This is a genomic window from Paenibacillus sp. F024 (assembly GCF_057814255.1).
On sequence record NZ_JBVASZ010000005.1, the window covers coordinates 191,305 to 216,886 of the forward strand.

Consider the following 25,582-nt stretch of genomic DNA (forward strand, 5'->3'; position numbering starts at 1 on the left):
TCCTGCTATCATTGAAGAAGGAAGTGAAACCATGGGACTTAAATTTCTCAGCGATGTTTTGGATAAGATGATCAGAATACTGGCCATTGTTTTGCTAAGTCTGATGTTTGCAAATGTATTTGGAACGGCAGCATTGAGATATTTACTTGATATCAGTTTTGTGGGCTCTTATGATTACTCGCGGATTTTGTTTGTTTGGTCTACTTTTTTGGGTACAAGTGTGGTGTATAAGCAAAGAGGGCACGCCAAATTTGTATTTCTCCATATGCGCACCAAAGGGGGTGTAAGAGTTGCCTTGGACCTCATTATTAATGTTCTGTCGATTGCGTTTCTCGTTGTTATTCTCAACGTCGGAATGAAACTTAGCGCCTCTACCAGCGTGCAGGTTCTTCCTGCGTCCGGGATCTCTGCGGCTTGGCTGTATGTACCGATTGCCGTTTCCGCCTTTGTGATGCTGATCCATGAATTGACCTTTTTGCTTACAAAGATTTTTGCAGCAGATCATTCAAAACAAGAAACGAATGGCACAGGAACAGCAATTGGAGGGATAAAGAATATATGACTCTAACCGTACTTATCGCACTGTTTGCCGGGTTATCGGTCATTGGCATGCCGTTGGCTCTGTCATTAGGAATTGCCACGATCGCAGCCATACTGCTTATGGGAGTACCCTATACCATTGTAGTGGAAAGAATGCTGCTTGGTGTGGATTCGTTCTTGTTGGTTTCCGTTCCCTTGTTTATTTTAGCGGCAGGCATTATGAACAGGTCGGGGGTTTCCGAACGGATACACAATTTTGCCGGTGCCATTGTAGGGTCGCTTCCGGGAGGCATGGGACATGCCAATGTCGTGGCGAGCGTCATTTTCGGAGGGATATCCGGTTCAGCGGTTGCAGATACCGCAGCTTTAGGGAAGCTCGAAGTCGAAGCTATGCAGAAGCATGGTTATCCCAAAAAATTTGCGGCCGCATTAACCTGTGCGTCGGCGACTATCGGGCCAATCATTCCACCGAGTATCCCGATGGTTATTTTTGGAGGAATTGCGGGAGTTTCTGTAGGCAAGCTTTTTTTAGGGGGAATTATACCCGGTCTGCTTATCGGATTGGCCTTATTGGCAATGGTTTATTATATATCTCTTCGTAAAAACTATCCCAAGTCCGAGCCCTTTTCGCTGAGAAGAATCCAAAAACAATTCATAGTGTCATTTTTTCCTATATTGACTCCCGTACTCATCATAGGCGGAATCGTACTAGGCATATTTACACCTACAGAAGCGGCCGCATTTACTGTATTTTATGCTTTTGTTTTAGGGTTTTTCGTTTATCGAGAGTTGAAGTTGTCCATGCTGCCATCCATACTGATGGAAACCCTTGTGACTTCTGCCGTCGTATTGTTTATTATTTCGACCGCATCTGCATTTTCTTGGGTGTTAACTGTGGAAGAAGTTGGAATAATTCTTTCTGAATGGGCTGCGAACGCGGCAAATCCGCTTTTGTTCTTGGTCATCATTAACATTATTTTGCTTTTGTTAGGTATGGTGATGGAAACGACAGCCTTGCTTATCATCTTGACGCCGTTCGTCGTGCCTGTAGCCGCTGCCTTAGGCATTGATTTGGTTCATTTCGGGGTCATGATGGTGCTCAATTTGATGATCGGCTTGTCAACTCCGCCGTTTGGTTTAGGACTTTTTACAGTAAGCGAAATTACAGATATGTCATTAGAAGAAGTGATGAAGGCTATATTGCCCTTTATCCCCATTTTATTGATTGTGCTGATATTGGTTATGGTTTTTCCCGGGATGACGTTGTGGATTCCGAATATGTTTTTTAAGTAATTTATCTGGCTCGGTACTTTTGGATATCATCATGAAAGAAAATACAATTTTGTTCGAGGTGGTTGTATGATGACACAAAATCAAACATTGCAAGCTGAAAAAAAGAGCCAGAAACGAACCGGGGTGATCGATTGCGATGTACATGTCGCACCTGTCTCCATTCATGAAATTAAAAGCTACATGAAGCAGCCTTTCCGGGATGCTTTTCGTTTCTGGGGAAGGGGAATATTCGATAACCCGTTCCCGGTCGTCCGGCCTGATGCTAGGCCGCCTTCAGGAGGCCCTAACGGATCGGATCCCGATTTTTTGCGGTCTCAGCTGATCCATCCTTTCGGAATCGAACGGGCGATTTTGAATCCTTGGACCTATGGGAATTATTACCCGGATCCCGACTTGTCGGCAGCGATTTGTTCAGCATACAACGATTGGCTCCATGATACGTGGTTAAGCCAATACAATCATGACGGGTTGTTTAAAGGATCGATTGCGATTTCCCACCAGGATCCGAGCTTGGCCGTCAAGGAAATTGAACGCTGGGCCGGCCATCCGCATTTCGTTCAAGTCATTGCAGATTCCGGAGCGCGTGCTCCATTCGGACAAAGGCATTACTGGCCGATCTATGAGGCATGCGAACGTCACGGACTTCCTTACGCGTACCACCCGGGCAGTGACGGGCTGGCGGCAAGCGCCCTGTTTACACCGGGGATTCCGACGCACTTCATTGAATGGGGCACGACATTGGTCTGCGGCTACATCTCTCATTTGGTCAGTTTGTTGACCGAAGGCGTGTTCGAGCGATTCCCCGGCTTAAGAGTCGTATCCCTGGAAGGGGGAACCGCTTGGCTGCCAAGCATCATGTGGAGGCTTGATTCCCATTGGAAATCGTTCCGATTTGAAGTTCCCTGGATCAAGAAGCTCCCGAGCCAGTATCTTCGCGACCATGTGCGGTTTGGATCGCAGCCGCTCGAAAGACCGGCCAATGACCAGCATTTGCTGCAGAACCTCGAGATGATGGATGCCGAAAATCTGTTGATGTTTTGCAGCGACTATCCGCATTACGATACCGATGTACCGGATCAAGTTTTCCCTAGAATCGTTCCGGAACAAATGAAAAACAAAATTTTATACGAAAATGCCCACCAGTTCTACAAGTTTTAAGAAAAGGAGATCCGCTGCTATGGGAAGACATGTCATTTGCAAGGCATCCGAATTACCACCGGGAGAGCGCAAAATTATAACACTGGAAGGGCGTTCCATCGGCATCTTCAATATAGAGAAATCTTACTATGCGCTGAAAAATGTTTGCCCCCATTATGCGGCTCCACTTTGCCAAGGGATGGTAACGGGGATGTCCTTTCCTTCGGAACCTAAGCAATTTCATTGGGGAAGAGAAGGGGAAATCCTGCGCTGTCCTTGGCACGGGTGGGAATTTGACATCAAAACCGGTAAATCGATTTTTGATCCGCACAAGTGCTTGGTCAAAACGTATGATGTCACGGTAGAAGAGGGGGAAGAAAGCGTGGAAACCTTTGAGGTCACCGTGGAATCGGGTTTGGTTATCGTTCATATTTAAGCTGGGGGCTGCCACTTCAAACTGCAGCCCGGGATGAGTCGAAATGTCGAAGGAGGCCGTACTTTTGAGAACGATCGATCTGTCGATGACGATCAGAGACCATTGGCGCTGGAAAATAGAACATGATGTGGCGGCCAAAGATAGCTTTAGATCGTCCTTCTTTCGAATGGGAGCGCATGCTTTCACTCATGTGGATACGCCTTTACATTGCAAAGAAGGAGAGGCGACCATTGATCATTTGGCTCCCGATGCCTACAGCGGAGAAGCTGTAGTGATGGACCTCTCCTATAAACGAGCCGATGAACCGATTACCGTGGAAGATCTTGAGAATTGCCGGCATGTACGAAGGAAGGAACAAATTATATTACTTAAAACATGCTGGGATAAGCAATTTAGCCCTTATGGCAAGGATTACTGGGAAAAGTCTCCTTATGTGACGGAGGCGGCGGCCATCTGGCTCAAAGAAAGGAATCCTAAGGTTGTGGGCTTCGATTTTCCACAAGATTATCCTTTGAAATGTATTGATCGCAAAGGGGAGGTTCCTTTGAAAGAGATGCCCACCCATTATTATTTGTTAAACCAGGGAATTTTAATGGTTGAATACTTATGTAATATGTCTTCCGTAACCAGGGATCGTATCCAATTTATATGCTTGCCTATAAAGCTGGAACGATTTGAAGGTGCTCCAACTCGTGCTTTAGCCATAGAACCACCATGGCATTAACACATAATAATGATATAAGGAGGAGTTTGGCATGAAGATTGACAGCAGCAAATGTGTAGGCTGCGGGAATTGCGTTGCTGCATGCCCGATGGAGGCCATTCACGTCAAAGGGGCCTATGGTAAGGGCATTGCGACGATCGATCAAGAGGCGTGCGTGGAGTGCGGCGCTTGCATCCGGTTTGCCACGCCGGAAGACGCGAATCCGACGATGGTTCGTTTATCCAGAATGGTCTTTTCCTTCTTCAAACTCAGATATGATCAGCCGATTGATATCTGCCCGACTTCGGCGTTGGTTCAACCGGAGTTGGAATGGCCTCGTGTCATTCGTAAAGTATTCAGCGACCCGACAGCCAAGCATATTAGTACCGATGTGAAAGGAAGAGGAACCGAAGAGATCAAAACCAATGATGTGACCGGAAGATTAAAGCCCGGAGAATGTGGAATCTTAATCGAATTTGGCCGTCCGAATATCGGTGCTTATTTTCATGAAGTCGAATTGATTTCGTCTGCGCTCGCCCCATTGAAAAACGTGCGGTTTGAAGAGAAAAATCCGATTACACAGCTGATGACCGACCGCAAAAAAGGTCTCTTAAACCCTACGGTCCTTAACGAAAAGGTCATGTCATGCATTTTGGAGGTGTTGGTGAAAACCGAAAACGTGCCTGAAGTATTAAGTGAGATCGAACGGGTGGCGGCTGATATGAAAACCGTCATTACGCTTAATATCAATGCCAAGGCTGGAGAAAACGGAGAAATCCCATATGAAGAAGTGATGAAACAAACGAATTTTCGCTTGAGTCTGAATGGAAAGATCAATCTGGGTCTGGGAAGAATACTGGAAAAAGAAAATGCGGTTATCATCGATAAGAATACGAATGTAAAGAACATTGTCTAAATCCTACAAGGAGGAGATAACGGTATGACGAACACGATGCATCGGCAGGGAAGCCGGGAATCATTAAGAAGGGATTGGGTAATCTTTACCCATTCCGCAGCCGGATACAACAAGAAAGGAAGCGGTCCGCTGCATAAACGGTTTGCAGAAATTTGTCTGAAGCATAAGCCGAGCAACATGGGAATCGGTGAATATACGGAAGCGAAGACTCATTTTCTCAAAGAATTGTTGAGGGACCGGTCGAACAGCACGAAGTATGCCGAGGGTGCGCCCACTGCAGATCAGCTACAGCAGTGGAAGCGGATGGTTGAAGGAATGGGGGAAGAGCATGCGTATGCGGTATTCAGCTCGGTAGAGCAGTTGGAGAAGGTGATAAAGGAATTAAAAGCAGCGGATTTAGGAATCTCCATCTGCATCAATGCGCTGCATGATGAAGCCGACCATATGCTAAGACAATGTGGAATCATCCGTCACAGTGTGGAGCACTCCTTAGGCTTTAGCGGAAATACCAAGAGACTGCCGTCCAAGGAGGTGATGGAAATATCGACCATGTGCGGACATGGAATGGTAAGCTTCAATCTTTCGAAAAAAATGCTGGATAGCGTTCGATTAGGGCAGATGACGCCGGAAAGAGCAGGGGAATACTTAATGAAAACCTGTACCTGCGGCATATTCAACCCGGTCCGTGCAGCGGAAATTATGAAAGAGCATATAAAGCTGTAAGCGCTATAGTTTAGAAAATGACTGATCATTCAAAAAGGGAAGTGTCAGCCATGGTAAAAAAACGAAAAATTTCTATGGTTTTGCTGCTCATTCTCAGTATTTCCTTGATGGTCACGGGCTGCGGCTTCGGAGCCACTAACCAAGGCTCCTCTACAGGAAGCAAAGAAGAGCCGGCCAATAAAAGTATAGAAATCCGCTTTGGTCATGTGATGCCTGTTGATCATCCCGAGCATAAGGCAGCACAAAAATTTGCAGAGCTCTTGGACAAAACTACGAATGGCCAAATCAAGGTTAAAATATTTCCATCCTCGCAATTGGGCGGTTCACGCGAATTAATGACAAGCGTGATGAACGGCACAATTGAAATGGCGGCGACGTCTACTTTCGGGACCGTTGAGCAGAAGCTGCTGGTTCCCGAGATGCCTTACATGTTCAAAGATTTTGATCATATCAGCAAGTTTGTACGTAGCGAACAGTCCGCTGAACTTTTATCCTTGTTGAATGCTCATGGCGTGCACGGTATGGGCTATTGGACGGTCGGCTTTCGGAATATCGGAAATACGAAGCATGAGGTGCATAAGCCGGAAGATTTGAAAGGACTGCTCATCCGTGCATTTGAGAACGAAATGTTAAAGGACACGCTAACGGCTTTAGGAGCTAATGTAACGGTGCTGCCTTACCCTGAGGTATATATGGCATTGCAAACCGGTACGATTAACGGGGAAGAAAATCCCTACGTCAACACGGTTGTCATGAAGTTCTATGAAGGTGAAAAATATAAAACGGAAACCCGCCATATTAACAATTTTGAAATTGTCGGCGCCAATTTGCAATGGTGGAACACACTCTCCAAAGAGCGGCAGGAAACGATTACGAAGGCTTTCGCCGAAGCTACGGATGTTTACATGCAGCTTCAGAAGGATGCAGATGCACAGAATAAAAAGGCTTTGATCGACAAGGGAATGATCATCACGGAAATCAAAGATTATAAGCCATGGGAAGATGCCGTGAAGCCGGTATACGACAAATGGGAATTGAAATTGGGTGCCGACCTTATTAAGTCCATCAAAGATTTAAATTAGCGATTCTAAAAATCACAATACATTTTAGGAGGAAAAATATCATGGCAAAATGGATCGATTTAACCTTACCTTTATACGATTATATGCCGGTAGGCAATGTTTGGGCGTGGGATGTGCCTTTTCAAACGGAAGCGATTACCAAGGACTCGCATAACGGCTATGAGCTTACTATGATTACCATGTTTTCCGAAACAGGAACAAGATTAATGATTCGGGCCATGCAGGATCCTCATGCGCCAAAGGTTCATGAACTCCCTTTGGAAACGTTAATGATGCGTGATGCTGTTGTAGTAGATTTGCCCTGCGAGGCAAACTATGAAATCATGGCATCGGATATCGAAAGGGCGTTCAAGGAAGTGGAGATCCGTCAACATGATGCAATATTGATCCGGACCGGCTGGGGGGATGATGAAAGATGGGTTAGATTAGGTGATGATTATGCGCGGACGGCCCCCCATGTTTCCAAAGAAGGCGCTGAAAGGCTGGTAGAAATTATGAAAGCCCATCAATCCGATTTAGTGGGTGCCGATGTGCCCTATTGGGGAGGCGGTAGAAAATATCAGCTTCTGGAATGGGGCTCCAAACCCGCCTGGGAAAGAAGTCCTTTCCCATCTATAGAAGCCAGACGTTATTTAGCAAATTATACAATGGAAAAAGCGTATGAAGATTTTCCTTCACCCTACATTTTAAACTCCGCCGATGTGATGTATTTAGGTGCAATGTGCAACCTGGGTGCCATTACAAAGCCAAGAGTCAAATTTTCCGTACTTCCATTGAAAATTCAAGGGGCACGGGGGGCAACCTGCAGGGCTGTAGCATTGGAAGAATGAATACAACCATAGGAGGCATGTTATGCGTATTATCCGTTTTTTAAATGAAATTCATCGACCCATTCTTGCCGCCGTTACGGATCAAGACGAAGTATATTTGCTTCCATATTCGGATTTGGTACAGCTGGCAAATACAGCGGAGCAGCAGGGGATTTTGCCGGTCCAACTGATTCAAAGTTTCATCGAAGGGACCGACCCGCTGCAGACAGGCTTGGATGGGCTTCGGCTACTTGTTCCGATTGACGCCCCGGAGGTCTGGGCTGCAGGCGTAACCTATGAAAAAAGCAGGGAGGCCCGAAACTATGAATCGACAGGAGGCCGTCTTGATGCCGTTACCTGTTACGACAAGGTGTATGATGCTGAAAGGCCAGAATTGTTTATGAAATCGACAAGCGCGCGTACAGCAGGTCCGGAAGAGGAGGTTTATTTGCGCAGTGATTCGCACTGGCAGATTCCCGAGCCAGAGCTGGGGCTGGTTCTGAACCGGCATGGCCGCATTCTCGGATATACGATTGGAAACGACATGAGCAGTCGTGACATCGAAGGGGAGAACCCGCTCTATCTGCCCCAAGCCAAAATTTGGCGCAACTCTTGCTCGATCGGCCCCGTGATCCGGCTGGCCGAAACCTTGGAGGACCCTTATAATCTTGAATTTTCCTGCCGGATTTACCGCGAAGGCCATAAAGTGTTTGAAGGCACAGCCAATACGGGACAGCTGAAAAGAAAGTTGGATGAGCTCGTCGGCTTCCTTGGCAGGGACAATATCATATTTGACGGCACCGTTCTTCTGACGGGAACCTGTGTGGTCCCTCCCAACGATTTCACTCTGACAGACGGGGATCGTGTTGATATTGAAATATCCGGAATCGGGATATTGAGCAACCCGGTCAAACAACAGCAGTCTCAGCAGCATGGAATAGAATCTCTTGTTTAATCGTAAGGACCAAAAAACAACAGGCGACGATTGCGGCCTGTTGTTTTTTCATTGAATAAGAAATCAGAATAGCGCGAAAAATCAATTGACAAAAAACAATTTCTACCGTATATTTTACTTAACATTCATTAAAATTTTAAAATCCAGGGGGTGAAGCTTGATGTGAATGTACCGTGCTGAGAAGAGGAATGGTGCAGCTCTGACAGCCGAAGTGTATTGAATTAGAACTAGAACGTACATTGCAGCTCCCTTATTTTTTATTCCAAAAAGAAAGCGCTTTATTCGAGAAAAACTTTCCTTAGAGGGGGAAATGCCAGTGGTGAAAAAATTCAAATTTCCTTTTATTTTCATCATGATCTGTTTGCTTATCGCTGCCGGATGTGCTGCTCCATCCGCTAATCATGAGACGGCGACGAATCAGAATTCCAACAATCCGCCTGCCGAACCCAAAGCGAATGAGCCTTATAAAATCGGCACCATACTCTCGCTAACAGGTCCTGCCGGGTGGCTGGGACAAAGCACACAGCGTGCGGTTGAAACCTTGAAAAAACAAATTAACGAATCCGGCGGCGTGAATGGCCATCCTCTCGAGATTATCGTTTACGATGACCAATCCAAACCGGAAGAGGCAAGCCGATGGGCCAAACGTCTGATTAATGAAGACAAGGTAATTATGATTATCGGCCCGAATGGAACGCCGACTTCCAATGCGGCCGAGCAGGTGGCGGGGGCTGCCGGAATTCCGATGATCTCCATGTCGGGCGGTTACGTCCCGAATCCGAAGGTTGGCTGGGGTTGGTCGGTCGTGCATTCCACGGATCAGGTTATTGAGCGACAATTTCAGTACTTCGCCAAAAAAGGGTTGAAAAATATTGGAGTTATCAATCCCAACGACGCATTGGGACAGATCGCAGACAAAGCGATTGCTCAATACGCAGAGAAATACAAAGTCAATATCGTGAAACGCGAATCATTTAATATGAATGATATCAATGTGAAACCGCAGCTTACTTCCATTATGTCAGCCAAGCCGGATGCCGTCATTTCATTCGTGACAGGCGAACCTGCCGTCAAAGTAAGGAAAGAAATGAATGAAATCGGACTGAATGTGCCGATGCTTCCTCCTCACTCCTCAGCAACGCAAGCTTTCTTGGACTTAATCGGGAAAGTCGATAATGATAAGGTGCTAGCCGCCGGCGGGATTATTACGGCATTCGAGCAGATTCCTAACGACCATCCGCAAAAGCAAGTATTAGAAAAATTCATCTCCCAATTTCAAAAGGATCACAATTATATACCCGGTTATATCGAAGGCTTTGGTTACGATGCATTAAATACCGCTTATCACGCTTTGAAAAAGGCGGGAACCGACCCGCAGAAGATTAAAGATTATATGGAGAACGGCGGTGAGAGCATTATCGGCGTGAATGGAACCTTTAAATTCACGAAGGATAATCGGATCGGGCTGTCCCCGGAAACGCTGAGAATTGTAGAGATTCGCGATAATAAATGGTCCTTACTCGAGTAAATTTGTTTTAAAGGGGATTTCCTATGGACAATGTATTGCAAAGCCTAATCACGGGAATCAGTTTAGGCAGCATTTACGGCTTGATCGGGATGGGCTTTACTTTAGTCTTCTCAATCTCCAAAGTGATTAATTTGTCTCAAGGCGAATATTTTACAATGGGAGCGCTTTCTTTCGTTGTACTCAGCGGGTATATGCCTTCCGTATTAGCTTTTTTTGCAGCTATATTCATTGCGGTATTCGTTGGATTGATCATCGAGCGTTCATTGATGAGACCGATTTCTTCCTCTCCTTTAATTAATCAAATTATTATGACCTTGGCCATTATGATTACTTTACAAGGGATTTCCATGCTAGTTTTCGGCAAGCAGTCCAAAAACACGGAGCCGGTTTGGGTGGGCGCGGTCAAAATCGGAGACATCACGATTCAGAATCAGGTCCTGATTATTGTTGCCGTGATGATATTGATTAACGGCGGGCTCTACTATTTTCTGCATAAAACTTATTATGGGAAAGCGTTTCGTGCCTGCTCCTCTAATCCCGAAAGCGTTAGGCTTGCCGGTATCCGCGTGAATCAAATGAGAATGACCGCCTATGGCTTGAGCGGAGCGATCGGGGCCATCAGCGGCATCGTGATCGCGCCCCTGCTGCTGATGAATTACACCTTGGGACTTGTATTTGTCGTCAAAGGCTTGGTGGCCTCGATTCTCGGAGGGTTAGGCAGCCCGGTCGGAGCATTGCTCGGAGGATTGCTGCTGGGCATATTCGAAAGCAACATGGCGGGATTCGTGTCATCGGAGTATAAGGATGTGATGACGCTGGTATTTTTGCTCCTGCTCCTTATTTTTATGCCAAGAGGGTTAGTAGGAGGGCTTAAACGATGAGAAAAAAACAAATCGCCGGATGGAGTATTGTCATGGTTTTGGTTGGGATAATGCTCATAGCGCTTCCGCCCAATCACTATCTGTACAGCTTGCTTACCTTTGTCGGGATCTATGCTTTAGCGGCCACCGGTCTGGAAATGCTCATGGGATACGGGGGACAAATATCGCTTGGCAACGGAGGTTTTATCGCTCTTGGCGCCTATATTACGGCTATACTCAGCAATCATGAGCTGCATCCGATCCTTATCTTTGCGGCAGCTCTTATCGGCTCTGCGTTGGTGGCATTCATTATCGGATATCCGATTTTAAAGCTGGAAGGCTATTATCTCGCCATCGCCACGCTGGGATTTGCTCTGCTAGTTCAGGCACTCGCCATATCGATGTTTCCGATTACCGGCGGCTCTTCGGGCATGTCCGTGAACTCTTTGACCGTATTTTCGAACAGCTTGGGAGAGAGAGGCTATTTTATCTTAGCCTGGGTCATCTTCGGGGTCGGCTTTATCCTGGCTCGCAATCTGACCAAAACACGTACGGGGAGGTCCCTGGTCGCCATCCAAAGCAATGAAGAAGCGGCGTCGGCCTTGGGCATTTATACGGGGAAGGTGAAGCTTCAGATTTTCGTGGTCAGCGCGATGTATGCGGCTGCGGCCGGTTTTGTGATGGCGAATTACTTGAGTTTTATCGCACCGGACATTTTCGGCTTGGCCCTTTCCGTCGATTTGGTCGTCATGTCCTTGCTTGGCGGTCACGGTGTGATCTATGGTCCTTTGTTGGGATCCTTCGTATGGGTACTTTTGGTCGAAACAACGCATTTGTTTAAGGATTATAAAATATTGCTTACCGGCGCTGCGCTCATTGTCATTTTGCTTTTCATGCCCAAGGGCATATACGGTATCCTGCAAAAAAGATTCTTTCAACGGCGCAAAGTGTGACAAGACCGAATCTGCCCGAAAGGTATGGAGGTGTTCCTATGCTGCAGGTACAAAAAATGTCTAAAGTGTTTGGCGGTTTGAGAGCCGTGGATCAAGTGAGCTTTGATATCGAAGAAGGAAGCATTAAAGCGCTCATTGGCCCTAACGGAGCGGGCAAAACAACCATGTTCAACATGATATCGGGAAACTTTGCTCCAACGGAGGGTCAAGTGATTTTTGAAGACCGGGTCATTACGGGGAAAAAGCCGCACCAGATCGCCCATGAGGGCATCATTCGGACCTTTCAAGGCGTCAAAATGTTTGACAGCAACGGATTTACCGTACTGGAGAATTTATTGGTCGGTTATGATAAGCGCTTTCAAGCGGGGATGCTCCGAAGCAGTATACGCAGTCTCATCTCCCGTAAAGAAGAACAGGAAGCTTTGGAAGAAGCGCATCGGGTGAGTGAGCAAATCGGACTGTCGAATTGGCTGTATGCGCCGGCAAGCGAGCTCCCCTGCGGGTACCAGCGTTTGCTTGAGCTGGCAAGAGCCCTGATGGCAAAGCCTAAGCTGCTGCTGTTGGATGAACCGGCTGCAGGATTAAACGACAGCGAGACCAAACGTTTGGTTGGCGTTCTCCGCGAAATTCGCCAAATGGGCATTACCATCTTATTGGTGGAGCATCATATGGGACTTGTCATGGAAGTCTCGGATGACATTGTGGTCATGAATAACGGAGAGAAAATCGCTCAAGGGAGCCCGGAAGAAATTAACCGGAACCAGGATGTCATTCAGGCTTATATGGGAGAGGAGGATATCAGTGCTTAGGGTGGAAAGCCTAGAGTCGGGCTACGGTAAAATCAATGTTTTGCAGCAGGTACAACTGGAAGTGTCGGAAGGCGAGATCGTCAGTATTTTGGGCGCCAACGGGGGCGGCAAAACGACGCTGCTTCGAACCTTATCCGGATTAAATCCCGCCAACAAAGGCAGCATCATCTTTATGGACCAGGATATCACCCATGTCCCCGATTACAAAAGAGTCGAGGCCGGATTGATTCATGTGCCGGAAGGCAGGGGTGTCATTAAGGATCTCACTGTTATTGAAAATTTGGAGCTGGGTGCCTTTCGCTGGAGAAAGGAAAAGGAAAAAGTAGCCCGAAAAATCAAGGAAGCGTTCGAGCTGTTTCCGAGACTTTATGAACGAGTACATCACAAAGGCGGTACGCTAAGCGGTGGAGAGCAGCAGATGCTGGCGATTGCACGCGGCTTTATTGCACAGCCTAAACTACTGATGCTAGATGAGCCTTCCTTAGGGATTTCACCTATTATTACAAAAGAAATTTTCAAAATCATACGCATGCTGCGGGATCAACATATTTCGATTCTACTGGTGGAGCAAAATGTAAAGGCGGCATTAAACGTATCGGACCGATCTTATGTCTTGTCAAACGGAAAGGTTTTAAAGGAAGGAAGCTCTTCCGAATTATCTGCAGATTCTGATATCCAAAAAATGTATATGGGTGCATAATTAATCCAACATGGCGGAGGAATGAAGATGAATCATCGCGTATTCAATCCGAGATTGGAACAACTGTCACGGGAAGAAATCAAACAGCTCCAATGGAAAAAGCTCAAGCTTTTGCTGGAGCATCAATATGCGCGCAACCCGTTTTACCGGAATTTATTTGATCAGCATAAGATAAAACCCGACGATATCCGTCATTTTGATGATTTCCGCAATAAGGTTCCTAGGATCAGTAAACAAGACCTGATTGCCGACCAGAAGGCCAATCCGCCCTTCGGCAGCCGGACATGGATGAAAAAGGAGCAATTGATCGGCCTTTATACGACAAGTGGAACCTCCGGATTGGGACAGGAAGTGTATGGCCGAAGCCGTGCAGACCAGGAATACGCGGGCCAAACATGGGCGATGGGCCTGCATTGGTCCGGGGTAAACCGGGGGGATACCTGTTATAATACTTGGCCCGGATCGGCGGGACAATTGGCGGGGCCGGATTCTTTGACGCAATCCTATGTACACCTTGGTGTGTTAAGCATGCATGTAGGGACGCAAAGATCTGAAGACAAACTCAAAATGATGCTTCGTTTCAAACCGAATCAAATCACGGTCGTGCCTGCTTACCTCACACGGTTAGCCGTGCTGTGTACTGAAATGGGGATTGACCCGCGCAAGGAATTTCCGGATCTTAAGAGCATCATGCTGGCGACGGAAAGCTACTCCACCGCATGGGTCGAGAAAATGGAAGCCTTTTGGGGCGCGAAGCTTTTTGAAATGTACGGTTCAACGCAGCAGGGCGGCGGACTAGGATTTACTTGCGAGCATGGGGTTCTTCATAGCGGGACGCGAGGACACATTCATATTTTCGAACACATGTCCTATGTCGAGTTGCTCAACCGGGAAACAGGCGAGCCGGTGAAACCCGGTGAAGAAGGCGAAATCGTATTGACGAATCTGGACCGCGAAGCGGCACCGCTTATTCGATTCTCGACTGATGACAAGGTCGTATTCCTGCCGCATCAGACCTGCTCCTGCGGCCGTGCCTTCGATGCTTTTGAAGCCGGAAGCATCGCGAGATACGACGATATGATCAAAATCAAGGCCGTGAATGTATGGCCTGCCGCCATTGAATCCATTCTGTTCAATTACGATGAAGTGGAGGAATACCGGGGCAAGGTGTACATGGAGGAGAACGGGACGGAAGACGTGTTGATCACATTGGAATTCAAAAGCTTTGTTTCGGAGGAAAGAAAGCGGGAAATGCTCTGCTCCTTGGAGGATCAAATCCGGCATAAGGTAGGGGTTCGGATGAAGGTTACGGAAGCGAAGGAAAGTCTGCCCCGGTTTGAATTTAAAGTCCGCCGTTGGACCGACGAGCGCAGCAAAGACCGCGACCGCATTTTCTATACCGCAAAATAAGAATCGGAAGGAGAATCGAACATGAGCAAGCAACTGGAAATGAACACGGATGAATTGGTATTTCAAACGCATGAAAATCTTAAACTGCTTTGTCAGCATGAGGTGCCCGGCATTAAAAATTTAGCGATTCTCATGTTGGCTCTTTCGAGACAATTGGTCATGACGGTAGATCCTTTCCATGTGGAGCATATCCACGATTATGAATAATGAAGCGAGGGGTTGCATTGGAGTATCGGCTGATTGTGGATTTTGACGATGTAGATTACGCCCGGGTGGTCTATTTTGCAAGATATTTGGCATTTGCGGAAAAAGCGCAAGCTCACGTCTTACGCCATTACAATCTATCGCACAGAAGACTGGCGGAACAATACAATGTGGCCACGCCGGTGATTCGTTCGGAGTTTTCCTATCTTTCGCCGGCACGATTGGATGACGAGCTGATCATTCATGCCCTATTCGAAAATGTATCGCCAAAAGGCTTCGATTGCGAGTATAAAATTAGCCACGCGGACCAGGAAAAAATGATCTGCAGCGGTAAAACCTATCATCGTTTTATTGACCTTGAATTTTTTAAAGCTACTGAAATTTCTGGAGATTTGTATCGAATGTTTGATACAATAAGAAAGGAAGTTAGGGTATAATGGCAATTATTGGTGTCGCCGAGGGGAAATATTTCGACGATTTGCAGGTGGGCGATGAGTTTGGCTCCTCCGTTACATTGACCGAAACGCATCTGGTGTTGGGAAGTGCCTTGTTAGGCGACTTCAATCCTGTGCATGTGAATGAAACGTTTGTTCAAAACGGCCCTTTTCCAAAGCGGATTTTCCCCGGACCTTTCACGCTTGGCGTGATGGCGTCGTCTTTAGGAAACTTTTTTGCGGGAACGGCCGTGGCGAATACGAACATCAGCGGCAAATTCCTCAAGCCGGTATTTGCCAACGATACCGTAACGACCAGATGGACCATCGAAGCATTAACCTATAAAGAAAAGCTGAAAGCGGGATTCGTTGAGCTTGCGGGGCGATGCGTGAACCAGCATGGGACTGAGGTTGTGGAGTCCAAGGCGGTCGTATTGGTCAATTCGAAGCCGAATGCATCCTAGTATATTTTGTTAGAGGTGTTCTAAGTCATGGGTTCTAAAAGCCAAAAATATCATCTCCGTCGTGAGGAAATCATAGACCAGGCGGCCAAAATATTTCAGGAAAAAGGATATAAAAGCGCTACCTTAAAGGATGTTGCCGACCGCCTGGAAATTACCGCGCCCGCTGTTTATTATCATTTCCATAGTAAGCAGGAGATCCTGTACGAAATTTTCCAACGGACGATGAGATTAGGGCTGGATTCCATGAGTCGGATCGCTGAGAATTCCATGAATCCAAGAGACAAATTGAGAATGGTTATAGAGGAGTACTCAGCTCTTGTAGCCAATAATCTTGATTTCTTCACGGTATTTTTTCAAGACAAATATGAATTGTCCCCAGATCATACGGAGCTGATTACCGCACGAGAGAGAGAGTTCGTCGCTATTCTTCGAAATATTTACTCTCAGGGGGTAAAATCCAACGATTTTGTCGATTTGGATCCTGTACTGGTCGTCAACGGAATTCTGGGGATGTGCAGCTGGCTTTACAAATGGTTTAAGCCGGGCAACAAATACAGCATTGAGGAAGTCAGCGGGCAATTCAATCAGATGATTCTAAGCGGTTTGGAAAAGAAGTAGTTGAGAGAAGGGGGCTTCAGCATGAACCCTGTGAAAGTTCTCGGAGTCGGGATGACCACATTTGCCAGGCATGAGCATAAAACCCTAAGGAGTCTGGCACAACGTGCTGTAACGGAAGCTCTGGCAGACGCTCAAATCGACAAAAAAGAAATACAGGCAGTATTTTTTGCGAACTCCATGGCCGGATTTGTGACCGGACAGGAATGCGTTCGCGGACAGGTTAGCCTTTGGGATTCCGGATTGTCCGGACTTCCCGTCTATAATGTGGAAAATGCCTGCGCAAGCGCGTCTACGGCGTTCAACCTGGCCCAAATGGCGGTCAAGTCCGGACAATATGATGTGGTTCTTGTAGTTGGGGTCGAAAAGCTGTTTCATCAAGACCGCACCAGAACATTAAATGCTCTTGCCGCCGCAACCGATGTGGAGCTGATGAAGGACCGTGAGATGCAAGGGAGTATTTTTATCGAATCCTATGCACAAAGAACAAGAGCATATATGGATAAATACGGGGTGGGTCCGTTGGATTTTGCCAGAATATCGGAGAAGAACCGGCTCCATGCTTCACTAAATCCATATGCCCAGTACAGAAATCGGATTACCGTCGAGGAAATACTAAGCTCACCTATGGTCAGCGATCCTTTGACCCGGCTGATGTGCTCGCCTATAGGCGACGGTGCCGCTGCAGCCGTCATCTCCAGCCACGGGTATGCCAAGCGCAAACCCTTGAGCGATACGGTGGAGGTCCTGGCTTCCGTAGTCAATTCTTCAGGGCCTTATACCGAAGACAGCGAGCGTGCGGCAGAGCGGGCGGCCAGGCGCGCATATGAAATGGCGGGAGTGGGGCCATCCGATATTGACGTCGCGGAGGTTCACGATTCCGTGTCTCCGGTGGAGTTGTTCATCTATGAATCATTGGGCTTTTGTAAAGAAGGGGAAGGTATTAAGCTTCTACAGGATAAAGCAACGACGTTGGGCGGAAAAATTCCGGTCAATACGAGCGGGGGACTCGTTTCGAAGGGCAATCCCAGCGGAGCGACCGGATTGGCTCAAATCTGTGAGATTGTGTGGCAGCTTAAAGGTCAAGCCGGAGCCAGACAGGTGGAAGGCGCCCGGATCGGGTTAACGGAAAATGCCGGTGGAAGAGTAGGTAGGGATTCTGCTGCTCTGGCCGTGCATATTTTTTGCAAATGATTTTAATGAACAGTCATTAAAAAAATAGGAGGTCATGCGATATGATGACGGCAGAAGCTTTTTATCGGCATGTGGAAAGCGGAGGGAAAGTCGATTCGACCGATTGGATGCCTGAAGATTACAAAAAGGAAGTTACGAGAGTGATGGGCTTTCAGGCTTTGGCGGAAATTGTGGGCGCGATGATGCTGTCCCAGTGGATTCCTTATACCCCTTCGATTGTCAGAAAGATGATGTACGCGGCAAAATCGCAGGACGAAATGGGTCATGCCCACATTCTCATTCGGGCCTGCGAGGATTTGGGCTACACCCGGGAAGAAATTATAGAAGGGTACATTGAACGCAAGAACAAGCTTCTCAATATCTTCCATTACTCTTTTGGTTCTTATGAGGAAATGGTCGCCGCCATGCTGCTGCAAAATACAGGGGCGATCGTACAATTTCAATCGCTGGTGCAGGGCAGCTACCTCCCTTATCAGCGCGCATTGAGAAAAATTATGAAAGAAGAGTCCTTTCATTACAACCTGGCCGTGAATATGATTCAGCAGCTCACTACACATGGCACCGATCAGCAGCGGCAAACCGTACAGTACGCCTTCGATATCTGGTATCCGCGGATGCTGGCCTACTTTGGGCCATCGGAGAAAGGCAAGGCGCCAAGCAACGCTTTAAAATGGAAGATTAAGGTCGACACCAACGATACCATTCGTACACGCTGGTTGGATAAGATTGTGCCTCTGATAGAATCTCTGGGCTACAGGATTCAAGATCCGGAATTAGCTAAAGATTCCGGCACAGGGACCTGGTCTTATACCGAGCCGAATTGGGAAGAGGTCAAGGCGGTGATTAACGGCGGAGGTCCCTCCTCGGAATACTGGCGGGAAAGTGTAGGCAAAAGCTATGAAAACTATCAATGGATCCGGGAATTGATGAACAAAAGAAGCATAAATCAAACGGCATGAAACGAGGTGAGCCACATGATACAGGATCAACAGGTTACGAGTGAGCAGCAACTATATGAGGTATTCATTCAGGAAAAAGCAGACCGTTCTGCCATTCATGTGGGGAGTGTGAGGGCGCCAAGCGAAACCTTGGCCCTTCACAGCGCCAGGGAAATTTTTGCCCGCCGTGAAAATTGCGTGAAGCTGTGCATTGTGAACCGCAAAAATATGATCTATTTTCAGGACACCGAATTTTTGGGCCTGTCCAAAGAAAAAAAATATCGTTTGGCTTCGATGGAGTACAACGTTTGAATGGGGGGCTATCATGCAAGCAAATATGGTGCTGGTCGACTTTTTGAATCAATGGGCGGAAGACGAGTTTTGGGTTGGTCATCTGCTGACCAAAAAAATATACGAATATGGACCGGACCTAGAGGAAAATATCGCCATCGGTTCGATCTCCCAGGATGAGATCGGGCATTGCAGGATGCTGTTGAATCTTCATACCACCAGTGAAAAACAGATGGATCATCTGATCTACGGGAAGCCGCCGGAACAGGTTAGGGTCTCCCGATTAGCCGAATATTGGTATGAATACGATTGGGCGCGTCTGGTTATGAAGCAGCTCATCTACGAGGTATGCGACGGTGTACGCTTGTCCTTCGCAAGTGAAATTCCTGATCCGGCGCTGCAGGATGTTCTGAGGCTGATGAAGCGGGAGGAAGCCGTTCATCTGGAGCATTGGATGGAATGGGCCTTGCTGATCTCCGAAGACAGCAAGGGCAAGGCGCTTTTGCAAAAGGCGGTCGAACAGATTTACCCGCTGATTTCCGACTTTTTTGCCGATCCGTTAATTGAGCGTGCCGCCGCGGAGTATGGTCTGAATTCCATCAGCGCGCAGTCCCTGCTAAAGCAGTGCCTGGGTCTTATTCACCCCCGCTTAAGCCAGCTGGGACTATCCATTGCATGTACGGAGAAGGACATGATCGGCAGCCTGTCGGTACAAGGCGGACGTTATGGACTGCACTCTCCCGGTTTTATGCCTTTGTACGACGAATTTACGGAAGTCTACCGTCAAAATCCGGACATGGTCTGGGGATAAAATGAAGGTGGTGATTTCGCGTGGATATACAGAAGCAAGCGGTACGCGAGGTGTTAAAAACGGTGGAGGATCCCGAGCTGCCCGTCAGCATCGTGGATCTGGGCATTGTCGAGAACATTGACTGCGGTCCGGAGCACATTCAGGTTGTTCTTACGCCCACGTTCTCGGGCTGTCCCGCATTGGAGCATATTCGTAAGCTGGTGATCGACGCCTTGGAAGCGCAGTTTCCGGACAAGCGAGCCGAAGTGAGCTGGAGCTTTACTTCATCCTGGACCTCCCGGAAAATCAGCTCCGACGGGGAAGCGGCATTAAAATCCTTCGGGGTTGCGTTGGCTGCGGACGGGATCGTCCATTGCCCCTATTGCGGCTCTAAACACATCGTTAGGGACAGCCCCTTCGGGTCATCGCTGTGCAAGGAAATTTACTATTGCAAGCATTGCAAAAACCCTTTTGAAAAGATGAAGCATTTGGCCTAAGACGGTATGAAAGATCCGCTTTATGTGAGGGGGAGCAGGCTTTGATCGAACATTTGGTGGTTGTCGGCGGTGGCGTGATGGGCAGAGGAATCGCCTACACAGGGGCGGTTTCCGGTTTTCATGTGAAGCTGGTCGATAAATATGAGCGGGTGCTGCAAAGCGCCCGGAAGGAAATGGAAGAGCTTTTTGCAGGTGCGGTTGAGCGAAATAAATTAACACTTGAAGAAGCGGCATTGGCCAAGGAACGCCTATCCTATGAAGCGGATTTGGAAGGAAGCGTCCAAGCGGCGGACCTGGTGATTGAAGCCGTAACGGAAAAGCTTGATTTGAAAAAGCAAATTTTTGAAGCACTCGATCAGCATGCTCCGGCGAACTGTTTGCTTGCCAGCAACACGTCCACCTTGAGCCCTACCGAACTGGGCTCGTTCACGAGGCGTCCCGATAAAGTCATGGCCATGCACTTTTTTAACCCTGCCTACAAAATGAAGCTGATCGAAATGGTGCGGGGCTTGGAAACGAGCGATGAGACGGTGCGGCTGATCAAGCTGGCTGCCGAACGCATGAATAAAGAAACGGTAACGATTAACGAGTTTCCCGGGTTCGTTACAAGCCGGATGAGTGCCTTAGTAGGCAATGAGGCCTTTTATATGCTAATGGAAGGACTCGGAACTCCCGAGGAAATCGATAAAGCGGTCAAGCTGGGCTTGAATTATCCGATGGGGCCATTGGAGCTAGCCGACCTTGTGGGGCTGGATGCGCGGCTGAACAATTTACGCTATTTGCATCAAACCCTGGGGGAGAAATACCGGCCTTGTCCTCTTCTGGTGAAATATGTGCAGGCCGGCCGTTTAGGGCGCAAAACGGGAAGAGGCGTATACGAGTACGGGAAAATCGAATAAGTGACGGTGATCGTTCATGAAAGAGGTTGTGATCGTCGATGCGGTCAGAACTCCGATAGGCAAGTACAAGGGCTCGCTGAAATCGGTACGTCCGGACGATTTGGCCGCCGCCGCCATACGGGCTATTCTTGAGCGGAATCCGCAGGTACCGGTTCAAGACATTGAAGATGTCATTCTGGGCTGCGCGAATCAAGCGGGGGAAGACAATCGCAATGTAGCCCGGATGGCGGTTCTTTTATCCGGTCTGCCGCTTGAAGTCGGCGGAACGACAGTAAATCGGTTATGCGGATCGGGCTTGGATTCGGTGATGTACGCCGCAAGAAGCATCAGCGCAGGTGCAGGAGATATTTATCTGGCTGGGGGAACGGAAAGCATGACGAGGGCGCCGCTTGTCATGGGCAAAGCGGAGTCCGAGTATCCCCGCGGCGAAGTGAAAATGTACGATACTACGATCGGCTGGCGGTTCGTCAATCCTCAATTGGAGCGCTTGTACGGCTCGACAAGCATGCCCGGAACGGCCCAAATCGTAGCCGACCGGCATCACATCTCCCGGGCGGATCAGGATGAATTTGCTTGGCATAGTCAGCTCAAGGCACAGCGTGCCTGGGAATCGGGCCGGTTTGCCGATGAGATCATCCCCGTTCCGGTGAAGGATGCCAAGGGAGGCGAAACGCTCTTCGTACAGGATGAGCATCCCCGCTTTAACCTTAAGCTGGAGCAGCTGGAGAAATTGCCGCCGCTGTTTACCGGCGGCACCGTTACCGCAGGCAACGCTTCCGGCGTTAACGACGGCGCTTCCGTGCTGCTGCTGATGAGTGCCGATAAGGCCAAGGAACTGGGTGTAAAACCGTTAGCCCGATTTGTAGCTGGTGCCGTTGCCGGATTGGAGCCCGATGTTATGGGTCTGGGACCGATTCCGGCCGTGCAAAAGGTGCTCCAAAGGGCGGGGCTCAGCATTGCCGGCCTGGACTTGGTCGAACTCAACGAGGCGTTCGCTTCCCAAGCGCTTCAGTGTATCCGGGGATTGGAGCTGGATCCGTCCGTCGTGAATGTTAATGGAGGAGCGATTGCTTTAGGGCATCCTCTGGGCGCCAGTGGGGCTAGAATTTTGACCACTCTGGTGCATGAAATGAAACGCAGACAGGCCAAAAGGGGCCTGGCCGCCATGTGTATCGGCGTAGGTCAGGGCATCGCCGCGGTAGTTGAAGGCGTGCAATGAAATGGGGGAGAGATTGCATATGATCACAGAAGGCTTTCCTTGGTTGGAATTCATCAAGCACGGTGAACAACTGAAAATGTACATTAACGGACAATGGATCGAGGGCCGGTCAGGAGAATGGGAGCCGGTCGAAGATCCTTCTGTGAAGAACGTGATTGCCTATGTCTCCAAAGGGGGCGCCCAAGAGGCGGTTCAAGCGGTTGAAGCCGCCCAGGCCGCATTCGGCAGCTGGTCGATGGTCACTGCGAGGGAACGCTCGAAATATTTATACCGGTTAGCCGGTTTGCTGAGGGAGCACGCATTGCCACTGGCGTCTTTGTTGACCGCGGAATCGGGCAAGGTTCTGAAGGAAGCGATCGAGGAAATCCGCTCGGCTTCCGCTTACGTAAGCTGGTATTCGGAGGAAGCGAAGCGCATTAACGGAAGCGTGGTTTCGCCTGCAGATCCGAAAAACCGGATTTTCGTACTGCAACGCCCCGTTGGTGTCGTCGTGTCCATCTGTCCCTTTAATTTTCCGTTTGGCATCTTAGCCAGAAAATTGGCTGCGTCCGTCGCCGCAGGCTGCACATTTGCGGCTAAGCCCGCCCCGGAAACGCCGTTAACGGCGTTGATGCTTGCCCGTCTTGTGCAAAAAGCAGGATTTCCCCAAGGGGTCGTGAATATCATTACCGGTGATGCTGCAGCGATTGGCCGGGTGTTCTGCCAGCATCCCGCCGTTCGGAAAATCACCTTTACCGGATCTACTCATGTCGGACGTCTGCTAACCGCACAAGCGGGACAGTATCTAAAGCAGACGCATATGGAGCTTGGGGGCAATTCCCCGTGCATTATTTTTCCGGATGCGGATCAAGAGAGGGCCGTGAAGACCCTGCAGTATGCCAAATTCAGAAATACCGGACAGGTTTGTGGTTCACCCAACCGTATTTACGTACACGAATCCATAGCGGAGGAGTTTATCGACCGATTTTCCCGGCATATTGACAGGTTGAAAGTGGGACCGGGACATCATGAGGACGCGAATATCGGTCCGCTCATCCACCAAAAAGCGATAGAGAAGGTGGACCGGCTGGTCAAAAGCGCCGCGGCACAAGGTGCAGAGGTGCAAGGGTGCAGCCGGATGGTGGACGGGATCGATCCGAATTCCGGCTATTATTACCTTCCTACCATCATCAGGGGTGCTCAGGATCATATGGATATTTGTCAGGAAGAGACCTTTGGTCCGGTAGCGACATTTCTTACGTTCAAGGAAGAGGATGAGGTCGTATCCCGTTCCGTCGCGACACCATACGGACTTGCCGCCTTCGTCTATACGAAGGATGTCTCCAGAGTGCTGACCATTTCTGAGAAGCTGGATGTCGGTAACGTAGGTGTGAACGGGGCTGTTTCAGCCAATATCGAATCTCCATTCGGAGGAGTCAAAGAAAGCGGATGGGGGCGTGAGGGAGGAAAAGAGGGGATATACGATTTCTTGGAATCCGTCACCGTCTCGATCCAAGTGTAGAGGTACGATGATTTATGACAATCCGAATCCGGAAAGGTTGGAGGGGAACGAAGGAAGATGGAGGAGTCACGCGTTTTGCTGGATAAGCGGGAGCATTTGGCGGTCATTACCTTGAACCGGGCGGAAAGGCTGAACTGCTTCGACTATCGCATGCTTGGTGAATTGGAGCAAGCCGTCAGCGACATTCGGAAGGACAACAACATCTATGCGGTTATTATTACAGGTGCAGGGGATAAAGCATTCAGTGCAGGGGCCGATTTGAAAGAAAGACAGGCGCTTTCCGAACAAGAGGTTCGCCGCAATGTAATGAAAATCCGCGATGTGTTCATGATGATTGAAGAGCTGCCCCAGCCGACCATTGCCGCGATGAACGGGCATGCGCTCGGCGGAGGCCTGGAATTGGCGCTATCCTGCGATTTTCGGTATGCGGTCCAAGCGGCGCTCTTAGGTTTAACGGAGGTCAGCTGGGCGATCGTTCCCGGAGGCGGAGGAACCCAGCGGCTGCCCCGGCACATCGGGATGGCCCGGGCCAAAGAGCTGATTTTTACAGCAAGGCGGATTACCTCTGAGGAAGCATTGGCGATAGGCCTGCTGAATGGCGTGGCCGGCAGGGAAGAGGATGTGATGCGCCCGGCTGTTGATTTAGCGGACGAAATCATGAAGAACGGTCCACTTGCCGTAAGACAGGCCAAGTATGCGATTCAATATGGAGGCGAGGCTGACTTGAGGACAGGCCTGCGCATTGAATCCCAAGCCTATGAGGCGATTATTCCCACTTCAGACCGGTTGGAAGCATTGGCTGCTTTCAAGGAGAAGCGCTCTCCCCGGTTTACGGGAAAATAACTGCTTTCCATAGATTGACCCTTCACTTTAGCTGTTCGGCTAGAGTGAAGGGGTGCCTATGGGGATGTACCGTTCAATTTCCCAAATAGACCATGGCTTCAATCTCCATCATCGCGTCAGGGTGAGCAAGCTTGCTGATTTCCAGTAGTGTACTGGCCGGCTTGTCATCGCCGAAATAGCGTGTGCGAACCGAGGAAATTTCAGATCGAAGTTGGATGTCCGTCAAAAAAATGCTCAGCTTGACGATATCGGAGAAGTTGGCTCCTACCATGTCTAACACGGCCCGGATATTTTGAAACACCTGATCGGCTTGAGCTTTAGCATCTCCCAAGCCGACAACTCGGCCGGAGTCATCAGTAGGCAGCATACCGGAAATCACCATTAGATTACCGAAGATGACCGCGTCGCTGTATAGAGCCGTACGACTTTTGTACGGCATTTGAATACGTTTAATCGCATTCATAGGTAAGTCAGCTCCTTTACATTCCCGATTTACTGTTCTTTCGACCGGGGATATAAATACTACTTCAAGTAAAAAGCGAATAGACCATCATTTCAATTCCGCTGTTCTTCTATATTAAACGGGCTGCATCTTTCTATTCGCGGTCCCGTTATTAATTTATTTTAAGACTTGCGTTTTCTAAATGGATATGATAAATTACTACACCTGAGCTGCTGCGAGGCAGTAAGACGAGCTGATCAGTTATTCTGAGCTTGCGGATGATCCCAAGATTGGAAAACAAAATATGCTTGCAAAATGAAATTGAATATGGTAAATTAACTAACCGTGACTCCGAAACGGATCAACTGAAAACAGCTTCTAGACGAAAGGATTCGTT

At 48.5% G+C, this 25,582-nt stretch carries 30 protein-coding genes; 29 read left to right on the forward strand and 1 reads right to left on the reverse strand.

Annotation, left to right across the window (positions count from 1 at the left end; genetic code table 11):
- Positions 1-31 precede the first annotated feature (31 nt).
- The 29 genes from ACZYR9_RS08220 (at position 32) to ACZYR9_RS08360 (ending at position 24,743) form a co-directional block, all read left to right on the forward strand.
- Positions 32-562 (forward strand): TRAP transporter small permease, encoded by a 531-nt coding sequence (locus ACZYR9_RS08220; protein WP_488977980.1) that lies wholly within the window; start codon positions 32-34, stop codon positions 560-562.
- Positions 559-1,833: a TRAP transporter large permease gene (locus ACZYR9_RS08225; RefSeq protein ID WP_488977981.1), complete on the forward strand. Its 1,275-nt coding sequence runs from the start codon at positions 559-561 to the stop codon at positions 1,831-1,833. The genes ACZYR9_RS08220 and ACZYR9_RS08225 overlap by 4 nt, the downstream gene beginning before the upstream one ends.
- Before the next feature lie 69 nt (positions 1,834-1,902).
- Positions 1,903-2,991, forward strand: coding sequence for an amidohydrolase family protein (locus ACZYR9_RS08230; RefSeq protein WP_488977982.1), 1,089 nt, complete (start codon positions 1,903-1,905; stop codon positions 2,989-2,991).
- 19 nt (positions 2,992-3,010) lie between these two features.
- Positions 3,011-3,406, forward strand: a complete 396-nt coding sequence (locus tag ACZYR9_RS08235; protein ID WP_488977983.1) for a Rieske (2Fe-2S) protein — start codon at positions 3,011-3,013, stop codon at positions 3,404-3,406.
- A 64-nt stretch (positions 3,407-3,470) separates the two neighbouring features.
- A complete protein-coding gene (locus ACZYR9_RS08240; protein WP_488977984.1) occupies positions 3,471-4,130 on the forward strand; it encodes a cyclase family protein in 660 nt (219 codons plus the stop codon).
- A gap of 31 nt (positions 4,131-4,161) precedes the next feature.
- Positions 4,162-5,025 (forward strand): 4Fe-4S binding protein, encoded by an 864-nt coding sequence (locus tag ACZYR9_RS08245; RefSeq protein ID WP_488977985.1) that lies wholly within the window; start codon positions 4,162-4,164, stop codon positions 5,023-5,025.
- A gap of 24 nt (positions 5,026-5,049) precedes the next feature.
- On the forward strand, positions 5,050-5,748 hold the full coding sequence (locus tag ACZYR9_RS08250) for a hypothetical protein (RefSeq protein ID WP_488977986.1): 699 nt from the start codon (positions 5,050-5,052) through the stop codon (positions 5,746-5,748).
- A gap of 50 nt (positions 5,749-5,798) precedes the next feature.
- A complete protein-coding gene (locus ACZYR9_RS08255; RefSeq protein WP_488977987.1) occupies positions 5,799-6,830 on the forward strand; it encodes a TRAP transporter substrate-binding protein in 1,032 nt (343 codons plus the stop codon).
- Positions 6,831-6,871: 41 nt separating this feature from the next.
- Complete coding sequence (locus ACZYR9_RS08260; RefSeq protein WP_488977988.1) at positions 6,872-7,660, forward strand: cyclase family protein; 789 nt, start codon at positions 6,872-6,874, stop codon at positions 7,658-7,660.
- Between the two features lie 22 nt (positions 7,661-7,682).
- Entirely contained in the window at positions 7,683-8,594 is a 912-nt protein-coding gene (locus ACZYR9_RS08265) for a fumarylacetoacetate hydrolase family protein (protein ID WP_488977989.1), read from the forward strand.
- Positions 8,595-8,913: 319 nt separating this feature from the next.
- Positions 8,914-10,122, forward strand: coding sequence for an ABC transporter substrate-binding protein (locus ACZYR9_RS08270; RefSeq protein ID WP_488977990.1), 1,209 nt, complete (start codon positions 8,914-8,916; stop codon positions 10,120-10,122).
- 23 nt (positions 10,123-10,145) lie between these two features.
- On the forward strand, positions 10,146-11,003 hold the full coding sequence (locus ACZYR9_RS08275; protein ID WP_488977991.1) for a branched-chain amino acid ABC transporter permease: 858 nt from the start codon (positions 10,146-10,148) through the stop codon (positions 11,001-11,003).
- A complete protein-coding gene (locus ACZYR9_RS08280; protein ID WP_488977992.1) occupies positions 11,000-11,935 on the forward strand; it encodes a branched-chain amino acid ABC transporter permease in 936 nt (311 codons plus the stop codon). The genes ACZYR9_RS08275 and ACZYR9_RS08280 overlap by 4 nt, the downstream gene beginning before the upstream one ends.
- A 38-nt stretch (positions 11,936-11,973) precedes the next feature.
- A complete protein-coding gene (locus ACZYR9_RS08285) occupies positions 11,974-12,744 on the forward strand; it encodes an ABC transporter ATP-binding protein (RefSeq protein WP_488977993.1) in 771 nt (256 codons plus the stop codon).
- On the forward strand, positions 12,737-13,444 hold the full coding sequence (locus tag ACZYR9_RS08290) for an ABC transporter ATP-binding protein (RefSeq protein ID WP_488977994.1): 708 nt from the start codon (positions 12,737-12,739) through the stop codon (positions 13,442-13,444). The genes ACZYR9_RS08285 and ACZYR9_RS08290 overlap by 8 nt, the downstream gene beginning before the upstream one ends.
- A gap of 27 nt (positions 13,445-13,471) precedes the next feature.
- Positions 13,472-14,854: a phenylacetate--CoA ligase family protein gene (locus tag ACZYR9_RS08295; protein WP_488977995.1), complete on the forward strand. Its 1,383-nt coding sequence runs from the start codon at positions 13,472-13,474 to the stop codon at positions 14,852-14,854.
- Positions 14,855-14,875: 21 nt separating this feature from the next.
- Positions 14,876-15,061 carry a hypothetical protein gene (locus ACZYR9_RS08300; protein WP_488977996.1) on the forward strand — a complete coding sequence of 62 codons (186 nt, stop codon included), beginning with the start codon at positions 14,876-14,878 and terminating at the stop codon, positions 15,059-15,061.
- 35 nt (positions 15,062-15,096) lie between these two features.
- Positions 15,097-15,495, forward strand: coding sequence for an acyl-CoA thioesterase (locus tag ACZYR9_RS08305; protein WP_488977997.1), 399 nt, complete (start codon positions 15,097-15,099; stop codon positions 15,493-15,495).
- Positions 15,495-15,956, forward strand: coding sequence for a MaoC family dehydratase (locus ACZYR9_RS08310; protein ID WP_488977998.1), 462 nt, complete (start codon positions 15,495-15,497; stop codon positions 15,954-15,956). The genes ACZYR9_RS08305 and ACZYR9_RS08310 overlap by 1 nt, the downstream gene beginning before the upstream one ends.
- 27 nt (positions 15,957-15,983) lie before the next feature.
- On the forward strand, positions 15,984-16,574 hold the full coding sequence (locus ACZYR9_RS08315; RefSeq protein WP_488977999.1) for a TetR/AcrR family transcriptional regulator: 591 nt from the start codon (positions 15,984-15,986) through the stop codon (positions 16,572-16,574).
- A 21-nt stretch (positions 16,575-16,595) separates the two neighbouring features.
- Positions 16,596-17,765: a thiolase family protein gene (locus ACZYR9_RS08320; protein ID WP_488978000.1), complete on the forward strand. Its 1,170-nt coding sequence runs from the start codon at positions 16,596-16,598 to the stop codon at positions 17,763-17,765.
- Positions 17,766-17,806: 41 nt separating this feature from the next.
- Positions 17,807-18,724, forward strand: a complete 918-nt coding sequence (locus tag ACZYR9_RS08325; protein WP_488978001.1) for a Phenylacetic acid catabolic protein — start codon at positions 17,807-17,809, stop codon at positions 18,722-18,724.
- Positions 18,725-18,739: 15 nt separating this feature from the next.
- Entirely contained in the window at positions 18,740-19,015 is a 276-nt protein-coding gene (locus ACZYR9_RS08330) for a hypothetical protein (protein WP_488978002.1), read from the forward strand.
- A gap of 13 nt (positions 19,016-19,028) precedes the next feature.
- Positions 19,029-19,805: a Phenylacetic acid catabolic protein gene (locus ACZYR9_RS08335; RefSeq protein WP_488978003.1), complete on the forward strand. Its 777-nt coding sequence runs from the start codon at positions 19,029-19,031 to the stop codon at positions 19,803-19,805.
- 20 nt (positions 19,806-19,825) lie between these two features.
- Positions 19,826-20,281 carry a 1,2-phenylacetyl-CoA epoxidase subunit PaaD gene (gene paaD / locus ACZYR9_RS08340; protein WP_488978004.1) on the forward strand — a complete coding sequence of 152 codons (456 nt, stop codon included), beginning with the start codon at positions 19,826-19,828 and terminating at the stop codon, positions 20,279-20,281.
- Positions 20,282-20,322: 41 nt separating this feature from the next.
- A complete protein-coding gene (locus tag ACZYR9_RS08345) occupies positions 20,323-21,180 on the forward strand; it encodes a 3-hydroxyacyl-CoA dehydrogenase (protein WP_488978005.1) in 858 nt (285 codons plus the stop codon).
- Positions 21,181-21,196: 16 nt separating this feature from the next.
- The gene (locus tag ACZYR9_RS08350) at positions 21,197-22,399 is read left to right on the forward strand and encodes a thiolase family protein (protein ID WP_488978006.1); all 1,203 of its coding nucleotides are present in this window, start codon (positions 21,197-21,199) and stop codon (positions 22,397-22,399) included.
- Between the two features lie 19 nt (positions 22,400-22,418).
- Complete coding sequence (locus ACZYR9_RS08355) at positions 22,419-23,900, forward strand: NAD-dependent succinate-semialdehyde dehydrogenase (RefSeq protein ID WP_488978007.1); 1,482 nt, start codon at positions 22,419-22,421, stop codon at positions 23,898-23,900.
- Positions 23,901-23,957: 57 nt separating this feature from the next.
- The gene (locus ACZYR9_RS08360) at positions 23,958-24,743 is read left to right on the forward strand and encodes an enoyl-CoA hydratase-related protein (RefSeq protein WP_488978008.1); all 786 of its coding nucleotides are present in this window, start codon (positions 23,958-23,960) and stop codon (positions 24,741-24,743) included.
- Between the two features lie 73 nt (positions 24,744-24,816).
- On the opposite strand, the gene ACZYR9_RS08365 is transcribed toward ACZYR9_RS08360, so the two are convergent.
- Positions 24,817-25,206 (reverse strand): RidA family protein, encoded by a 390-nt coding sequence (locus ACZYR9_RS08365; protein WP_488978009.1) that lies wholly within the window; start codon positions 25,204-25,206, stop codon positions 24,817-24,819.
- Positions 25,207-25,582 lie beyond the last annotated feature (376 nt).

What these genes read in the sequence shown, in the direction of transcription:
- ACZYR9_RS08220 (WP_488977980.1), top strand. Translation starts at nt 32, where the DNA reads ATGGGACTTAAATTTCTCAGCGATGTTTTGGATAAGATGATCAGAATA.
- ACZYR9_RS08225 (WP_488977981.1), top strand. Translation starts at nt 559, where the DNA reads ATGACTCTAACCGTACTTATCGCACTGTTTGCCGGGTTATCGGTCATT.
- ACZYR9_RS08230 (WP_488977982.1), top strand. Translation starts at nt 1,903, where the DNA reads ATGACACAAAATCAAACATTGCAAGCTGAAAAAAAGAGCCAGAAACGA.
- ACZYR9_RS08235 (WP_488977983.1), top strand. Translation starts at nt 3,011, where the DNA reads ATGGGAAGACATGTCATTTGCAAGGCATCCGAATTACCACCGGGAGAG.
- ACZYR9_RS08245 (WP_488977985.1), top strand. Translation starts at nt 4,162, where the DNA reads ATGAAGATTGACAGCAGCAAATGTGTAGGCTGCGGGAATTGCGTTGCT.
- ACZYR9_RS08250 (WP_488977986.1), top strand. Translation starts at nt 5,050, where the DNA reads ATGACGAACACGATGCATCGGCAGGGAAGCCGGGAATCATTAAGAAGG.
- ACZYR9_RS08255 (WP_488977987.1), top strand. Translation starts at nt 5,799, where the DNA reads ATGGTAAAAAAACGAAAAATTTCTATGGTTTTGCTGCTCATTCTCAGT.
- ACZYR9_RS08260 (WP_488977988.1), top strand. Translation starts at nt 6,872, where the DNA reads ATGGCAAAATGGATCGATTTAACCTTACCTTTATACGATTATATGCCG.
- ACZYR9_RS08265 (WP_488977989.1), top strand. Translation starts at nt 7,683, where the DNA reads ATGCGTATTATCCGTTTTTTAAATGAAATTCATCGACCCATTCTTGCC.
- ACZYR9_RS08275 (WP_488977991.1), top strand. Translation starts at nt 10,146, where the DNA reads ATGGACAATGTATTGCAAAGCCTAATCACGGGAATCAGTTTAGGCAGC.
- ACZYR9_RS08280 (WP_488977992.1), top strand. Translation starts at nt 11,000, where the DNA reads ATGAGAAAAAAACAAATCGCCGGATGGAGTATTGTCATGGTTTTGGTT.
- ACZYR9_RS08285 (WP_488977993.1), top strand. Translation starts at nt 11,974, where the DNA reads ATGCTGCAGGTACAAAAAATGTCTAAAGTGTTTGGCGGTTTGAGAGCC.
- ACZYR9_RS08295 (WP_488977995.1), top strand. Translation starts at nt 13,472, where the DNA reads ATGAATCATCGCGTATTCAATCCGAGATTGGAACAACTGTCACGGGAA.
- ACZYR9_RS08300 (WP_488977996.1), top strand. Translation starts at nt 14,876, where the DNA reads ATGAGCAAGCAACTGGAAATGAACACGGATGAATTGGTATTTCAAACG.
- ACZYR9_RS08310 (WP_488977998.1), top strand. Translation starts at nt 15,495, where the DNA reads ATGGCAATTATTGGTGTCGCCGAGGGGAAATATTTCGACGATTTGCAG.
- ACZYR9_RS08315 (WP_488977999.1), top strand. Translation starts at nt 15,984, where the DNA reads ATGGGTTCTAAAAGCCAAAAATATCATCTCCGTCGTGAGGAAATCATA.
- ACZYR9_RS08320 (WP_488978000.1), top strand. Translation starts at nt 16,596, where the DNA reads ATGAACCCTGTGAAAGTTCTCGGAGTCGGGATGACCACATTTGCCAGG.
- ACZYR9_RS08325 (WP_488978001.1), top strand. Translation starts at nt 17,807, where the DNA reads ATGATGACGGCAGAAGCTTTTTATCGGCATGTGGAAAGCGGAGGGAAA.
- ACZYR9_RS08330 (WP_488978002.1), top strand. Translation starts at nt 18,740, where the DNA reads ATGATACAGGATCAACAGGTTACGAGTGAGCAGCAACTATATGAGGTA.
- ACZYR9_RS08335 (WP_488978003.1), top strand. Translation starts at nt 19,029, where the DNA reads ATGCAAGCAAATATGGTGCTGGTCGACTTTTTGAATCAATGGGCGGAA.
- ACZYR9_RS08350 (WP_488978006.1), top strand. Translation starts at nt 21,197, where the DNA reads ATGAAAGAGGTTGTGATCGTCGATGCGGTCAGAACTCCGATAGGCAAG.
- ACZYR9_RS08355 (WP_488978007.1), top strand. Translation starts at nt 22,419, where the DNA reads ATGATCACAGAAGGCTTTCCTTGGTTGGAATTCATCAAGCACGGTGAA.
- ACZYR9_RS08360 (WP_488978008.1), top strand. Translation starts at nt 23,958, where the DNA reads ATGGAGGAGTCACGCGTTTTGCTGGATAAGCGGGAGCATTTGGCGGTC.
- ACZYR9_RS08365 (WP_488978009.1), bottom strand. Translation starts at nt 25,206, where the DNA reads ATGAATGCGATTAAACGTATTCAAATGCCGTACAAAAGTCGTACGGCT.